The organism is Streptomyces enissocaesilis, from assembly GCF_039533765.1.
Classification (GTDB): Bacteria; Actinomycetota; Actinomycetes; order Streptomycetales; family Streptomycetaceae; genus Streptomyces; species Streptomyces enissocaesilis.
On the sequence record NZ_BAAAUD010000092.1, the window covers coordinates 1 to 6399 of the forward strand.

Consider the following 6399-nt stretch of genomic DNA (forward strand, 5'->3'; position numbering starts at 1 on the left):
GGTCGGCGTCCCCGGCGAGCTCTACGCCGGCGGCACCGGCGTCGCCCGCGGCTACGTGGGCCGCCCCGACCTGACCGCCGAACGCTTCCTCCCCGACCCCTTCGGTCCCCCCGGTGCACGCCTCTACCGCACCGGCGACCTGGCCCGTACCCGCCCCGACGGCGCCGTGGAGTTCCTCGGCCGCCTCGACGACCAGGTGAAGATCCGTGGCTACCGCATCGAACCCGGCGAGATCCAGACGGTCGTGGCCGAACACCCCGCGGTACGTGACGCGGTCGTGGTGGCGCGTGAAACGCCGACTGGCGAGCAGCAGCTCGTCGCGTACTACGTCCCGGCCGACGGCGCCGGGCACACCGGGGAAGCAGCGGTGAGTGCGGCGGAGCTGGCCGCGCACTGCGCCACCCGCCTGCCCGACTACATGCTCCCCCAGGGCTACGTCCCGCTGGCCGAGATCCCCCTCAACGCCAACGGCAAGACGGACCGCAAGAGGCTCCCGTCGCCCGAGGGCACCGATCAGCAGCACGGCTCCGAGCGCGTCGCGCCGCGCACCGCCACCGAGGAGCGCATCGCCGGCATCTGGACCGAACTGCTCGGGGTGGACGTCGGCGTCGAGGACAGCTTCTTCCACGCCGGCGGCAACTCGATCCTGGCCATCCGCCTGATCTCGCGCATCCAGGAGGAGTTCGAGATCGACTTCAAGGTGCGCACCGTCTTCGAGGGCCCGACCGTGGCCCAGCTGGCCGTCGCCACCGAGAACGCCATCCGTGCGGAGATCGCCGCACTTTCCCCCGCAGAGCTGACGAACGGCCAGGAACTGGCTAAGGAGTTCACCGCATGAGCACCGCCGCGATCACACCCGCCGGCTTCGACGCGGACGCCGCGAGGGAGGAGCTGATACGCCGGCGGCTCGCCGGCCGCCGCGGCGGCCGCCGGACCGCCGTCCCCCGCGCCGACCGGTCCGCCCCGCTGCGCCTGTCGTACGGCCAGGAGCAGATGTGGTTCCTCAGCCGCCTCGACCCGGACAGCACCCAGTACCTCGTACCGCTGATCGTCCGCCTCACCGGAGAGCTGGACGCCGCCGCCCTCGGCGAGGCCTGGCAGCGGCTGACCGACCGGCACGAGATCCTGCGCACCCGCTACGGCCTGGACGGCGAGAACCCGGTGCAGCTGATCTCCCCCGCCGAGCGGGTGACACTGCCGCTGGACGACCTCACGGGCCTGGCGGCCGGTGAGCGCGAGGCCGGGGTCCAGTCCGTCATCGCGAACGACCTGTTCGTCCCGTTCGACCTCGCCCGGGACCTGCCGGTGCGCGGACGGCTGATCCGCCTCGCCCACGACGAGCACGTCCTGGGCATCGTCTTCCACCACATCGCCTGCGACGCCTGGTCCACCGAGATCATCGGCCGGGAACTGAGCGCCCTGTACGCCGCCCTGGCCGCCGGCACCGAGCCGGACCTGCCCACCGTGCCCCTCCAGTACGCCGACTACGCGGCCTGGCAGCGTGCCGAGATGTCCGGTGCCACCCTGGACCGCCACCTCGCCTACTGGAAGGGGCAGCTCACGGGGCTGACCCCGATCGAGCTGCCCACCGACCGGCCCCGCCGGGCGGTCCGCGACGCGACGGGCGACTCGGTCCCCTTCGGTATCCCCGCCCGACTGGCCGACCGCATGCGGGACTTCGCCCGGGAGAACGACGCCACGCTGTTCATGGTGGTGCTCGCGGCCTTCCAGAGCCTGCTCTCGCGCCACACCGGCTCCACCGACATCGCCGTGGGCACGGTGGTGTCCGGCCGCGGCCGCCCCGAGCTCCAGGGCATGGTCGGATTCGGCATCAACAGCCTGGTCCTGCGCGGCCACTGGACGGACGACCCGTCGTTCCAGGAGCTGCTGAACCGGACCAAGGACACGGTCCTGGGCGCCTTCGACCACCAGGGCGCCCCCTTCGCCCGCCTCATCGACGAGATCCAGCCGGAGCGCGACCTCTCGCGCAACCCGCTGTTCGACGTGGCGCTCACCATGCACGGCGAGCGCACCAGCGCGTTCACCCTGCCCGGCCTGCGGGCCGAGCCGTTCCAGGGCGAGGGCAACGCCGCCAAGTACGACCTCGACCTCCAGCTGCGGGAGGCGGCCGACGGCACCCTGCACGGCCACCTGGAGTACGCCGTCGAGCTGTTCGACCGCGAGAGCGCCCAGCGGCTCACCGCGCACCTGGTGCGGCTGCTGGACGCCGCGCTCACCGCCCCGCAGGCGAGCGTCGCCGAGCTGGCCTTCCTCGGGGACGCGGAGCTGGCGCTGCTCACCGGCGGCGCGGCCGTCTCCGGCGAGGTGACCGGCACCGTGCACCGGGCCTTCGAGGAGCAGGTACGCCGCACCCCGGACGCCGTCGCCGTGCATTTCGACGGCCAGGACCTGACGTACGCCGAGCTGAACGCCCGGGCCAACCGCATCGCGCACCACCTGCGGGGACTCGGCGTCGGCCCGGAGACGCTCGTGGGCGTCTGCCTGGAGCGCGGCGCCGAGCTGATGCCCGCCCTCCTCGGCGTGCTGAAGGCCGGCGGCGCCTACCTGCCGCTCGACCCCTCGGTGCCCGCCGACCGGCTCGGCTTCATGCTCGACGACGCCTCCGTCCCGGTGATCGTGACGCAGAGCGGGCACGAGGCGATGCTGGCCCGGATCCACACCGGCCCGGTGCTGGTGCTCGACCGCGACCGGGCCGCCCTGGCGGAGCAGCCGGCCGACGACCCGGCGCCGGCGGCCGGCGCCGACAACCTGGTCTACGTCATCTACACCTCCGGCTCCACGGGCCGCCCCAAGGGCGTCTGCCTCACCCACGCCAATGTGCTGCGGCTCTTCTCGGTGACGGCGGAGCGGACCGGCTTCTTCGACTCCGACGTCTGGACGCTGTTCCACTCCTACGCCTTCGACTTCTCCGTCTGGGAGATGTGGGGCGCGCTGCTGCACGGCGGCCGCCTGGTCGTCGTGCCGAAGGACGTGGCGCGCGACCCGGACAAGTTCCTGGACCTGCTGGCCGAGCAGCGGGTGACCGTGCTCAACCAGACGCCCTCGGCGTTCCGCGCACTGGTGGGCGCCGCCCGCGCGGGCGACCCCCGGATCGACCGGCTCGCCCTGCGGACCGTGGTGTTCGGCGGCGAGAAGCTGGAGGTCGCCGACCTGCGCCCGTGGGCGGACCGGGTGGGCCTCACCGCGCCGACGCTGGTCAACATGTACGGGATCACCGAGACGACCGTGCACGTCACCCACCACGAGCTGGGGCGGCGTGACCTCGCGGGCACCGGCAGCCCGGTCGGCGTCCCGCTCGACGACCTGTCGATCCGGATCCTCGACCGGCACGGCAACCCGGCCCCGATCGGTGTGCCCGGCGAGATCCACGTCGCGGGCCGCGGCGTCGCCCGCGGCTACCTGGGCCGTCCCGGACTGACGGCGGAGCGCTTCGTCCCCGACGCGTTCGGGGCGCCCGGCGACCGGCTGTACCGCAGCGGCGACGTGGCCCGGCGGCTCGCGGACGGCAGCCTGGAGTTCCTCGGCCGCAACGACGAGCAGGTCAAGATCCGCGGGTTCCGCATCGAGCTGGGCGAGATCAACGTCGCGCTGGCCGCCCAGGAGGGCGTGCACGACGCCGTCGTCCTGGTCCGTGAGACCACGCCGGGCGACCAGCAGCTCGTCGCGTACGTCGTGCCGTCCGAAGGCACCGTGCCCGACACCGCCGCGCTGCGCACCGCGCTCTCCCAGGACCTGCCCGAGTACATGGTCCCGGCCACCTACGTCGTCCTGGAGCACCTGCCGCTGACGGTCAACGGCAAGCTCGACACCAAGGCGCTGCCCGCCCCCGCCCCGGGTTCCGCGCGCGCCCCGGGCCAGGACCACACCGCCCCGCGCACCGCGCTGGAGCGCCGCGTCGCCGCCATCTGGAGCGCGGTGCTGGGCGTCGACCCGATCGGTGTCCACGACAGCTTCTTCGACCTCGGCGGCCACTCGCTGCGCGCCATCAACCTGACGGGGCACCTGCGCGAGGCCGGCTTCGACGTCTCCGTACGGGACCTCTTCGAGCACCGCACCGTGGCCCGGCTCGCCGAGCAGCTCGCGGACCGCCCCGAGGTGCGCGCGGCCCGGGGCGTCCGGCCCTTCGCGCAGCTCGCGCCCGAGGACCGGGAGCGGCTCCCCGGCGGCCTCGACGACGCGTACCCGATGTCGCAGGTGCAGATCGGCATGGTCGTCGAGATGCTCAGCGACACCGCCCGGCACCCGTACCACAACGTCACCTCCTTCCGGATCCGCGACGAGCGGGCGTTCGACATCGCGGCGCTGCGCGCCTCCGTCCGGGCCGTGATCGACCGGCACGACGTCCTGCGCACCTCCTTCGACCTCAACTCCTACTCCGTACCGATGCAGCTGGTGCACACGGACGTCGACGTCCCGGTGGCGGAGCGGGACCTGCGCGGGCTGACGGACGGTGAGGTGCGGCAAGCCCTGCGCGAGTTCACCCGGCAGGAGCGGGCCGACCTGATCGACCTGGGCACCCCGCCGCTGCTGCGCCTCTTCGGCCACTCCTGCGACGACGGGAGCTGGTGGCTCACCATCACCGAGTGCCACGCGATCCTCGACGGCTGGAGCCACCACTCCCTCCTCATGGAGATCGTCGAGGGGTACGGCACGGCCCGCGACGGCAGGGCCGTCGAGGCCCCCGCCGCCCCCGACGTGCGGTTCGCGGACTTCATCGCGGCCGAGACGGCGTCCCGGGAGTCCGGGCACGACCGCGCGTACTGGACGGACATCGTCGAGGGGTACCCGGCCTTCGCCCTCCCCGACGCCTGGTCCGGCGACGGCGTCGCGGGCACCCCGTACCGCGTCAAGGTGCCGTTCCACGACCTGGAGGACCGGCTGCGGGCACTGGCGTCCACGGCGGGCGCCTCACTGAAGAGCGTGCTGCACGCGGCGCATCTGAAGGTGATGAGCTCGGTCACCCGGGACGAGCGGTTCTTCACCGGCCTGGTCTGCAACGCGCGGCCCGAGGCCCTCGGCGCCGACGGCGTCTACGGCATGCACCTGAACACGCTGCCCTTCGCCTTCGACGGCCCCGCGGGCACCTGGCACGAGCTGGTGCGCCAGGTCTTCGACCGCGAGGTCGAGCTGTGGTCGCACCGCAGCTTCCCGATGCCGGACATCCAGCGCGAGGCGGAGGACGGCCTGCGGCTGGTGTCCGTGCGCTTCAGCTACCACGACTTCGACCAGGTCGACCGCGAGCAGGTGGACTACCTGGCGAGCATCGACGACAGCCCCACCGAGTTCCCGCTGGGCGTCTCGGCACGCCTGGGGCACCTCTTCCTGACCGGCAGCCGCAAGCACCTGAGCGAGGCCGCCCTGGAGCGCCTGGCGGGCACCCTGCGCCAGGTCCTGGAAGCCATGGCCGCCGACCCGGAGGGCGACGCCCGCGCGTCGTACCTGCCCGCGGCGGAGCGCCGGCGGCTGCTCGCCCGGGGAACGGGCGAGACGGCCGGCTTCACGGACGCCCCGGTGTGCCGGCTCTTCGAGGAGCAGGCCCGGTGGACGCCGGACGCGCCCGCCGTCGGCCTCGCCGGTACGTCGCTCGGCTACGCGGAACTCGACGCGCGGGCCAACCGGATCGCGCACCACCTGCGCGCCTCGGGCGTCGGCGCGCGGTCGGTGGTCGGGGTCCTGCTGGACCGCGGACCCGACCTGCTCGCGAGCCTGCTCGGGGTGTGGAAGGCCGGCGCGGCCTACGTGCCGATCGACCCCTCCTACCCGGCCGAGCGCATCGCGGCCATGCTGGACTCGGCGGGCGCCGGCAGCGCCATCACCCACTCCGCGTACGAGGACCGCTTCGGCGGCGTCGGCCTGCTGGTCGTGGACCGGGACCGGGAACTGGTCGCGTCGCGGCCCGCCACCCGGCCGGACCGCGCCGAGGACGGCGACGCCCTGGCCTACGTGATCTTCACCTCCGGATCGACCGGCCGCCCCAAGGGCGTCGCCGTCACCCACCGGGGCCTGGCCAACCACGTCGGCTGGGCCGCCCGCGAGCTCGCCGCGCAGGGCACGGGCGGTGCGCCGCTGTTCTCCTCGGTCGCCTTCGACCTGGTCGTCCCCAACCTGTGGGCCCCCCTGGTCACAGGCCAGCGGGTGCACACCGTCGCCCAGGACACCGACATCGCCGACCTCGGCGCCGCCCTGGCCGAGGCCGGACCGTACAGCTTCGTCAAGCTGACCCCGGGCCATCTGGACGTGCTGGCCGCGCAGTTGACCGCCGAGCAGGCGAGTGCGCTGGCGCCGGTGCTCGTGGTGGCCGGCGAGGCCTTCACCCGCGCCACGCTGGAGCGCTGGCGCGCCCTGGCCCCGCAGACCCGCCTCATCAACGAGTACGGC

Annotated in this window: 2 protein-coding genes; both read left to right on the forward strand. The window is 73.7% G+C overall.

Annotation, left to right across the window (positions count from 1 at the left end; translation table 11 throughout):
• A partial coding sequence (locus ABD374_RS31780) for a phosphopantetheine-binding protein (protein ID WP_344500125.1) occupies window positions 1-838 on the forward strand: 838 nt, incomplete at its 5' end.
• On the forward strand, window positions 835-6399 hold a 5565-nt coding region (locus ABD374_RS31785), incomplete at its 3' end, for an amino acid adenylation domain-containing protein (protein ID WP_344500127.1). The genes ABD374_RS31780 and ABD374_RS31785, both read left to right, overlap by 4 nt.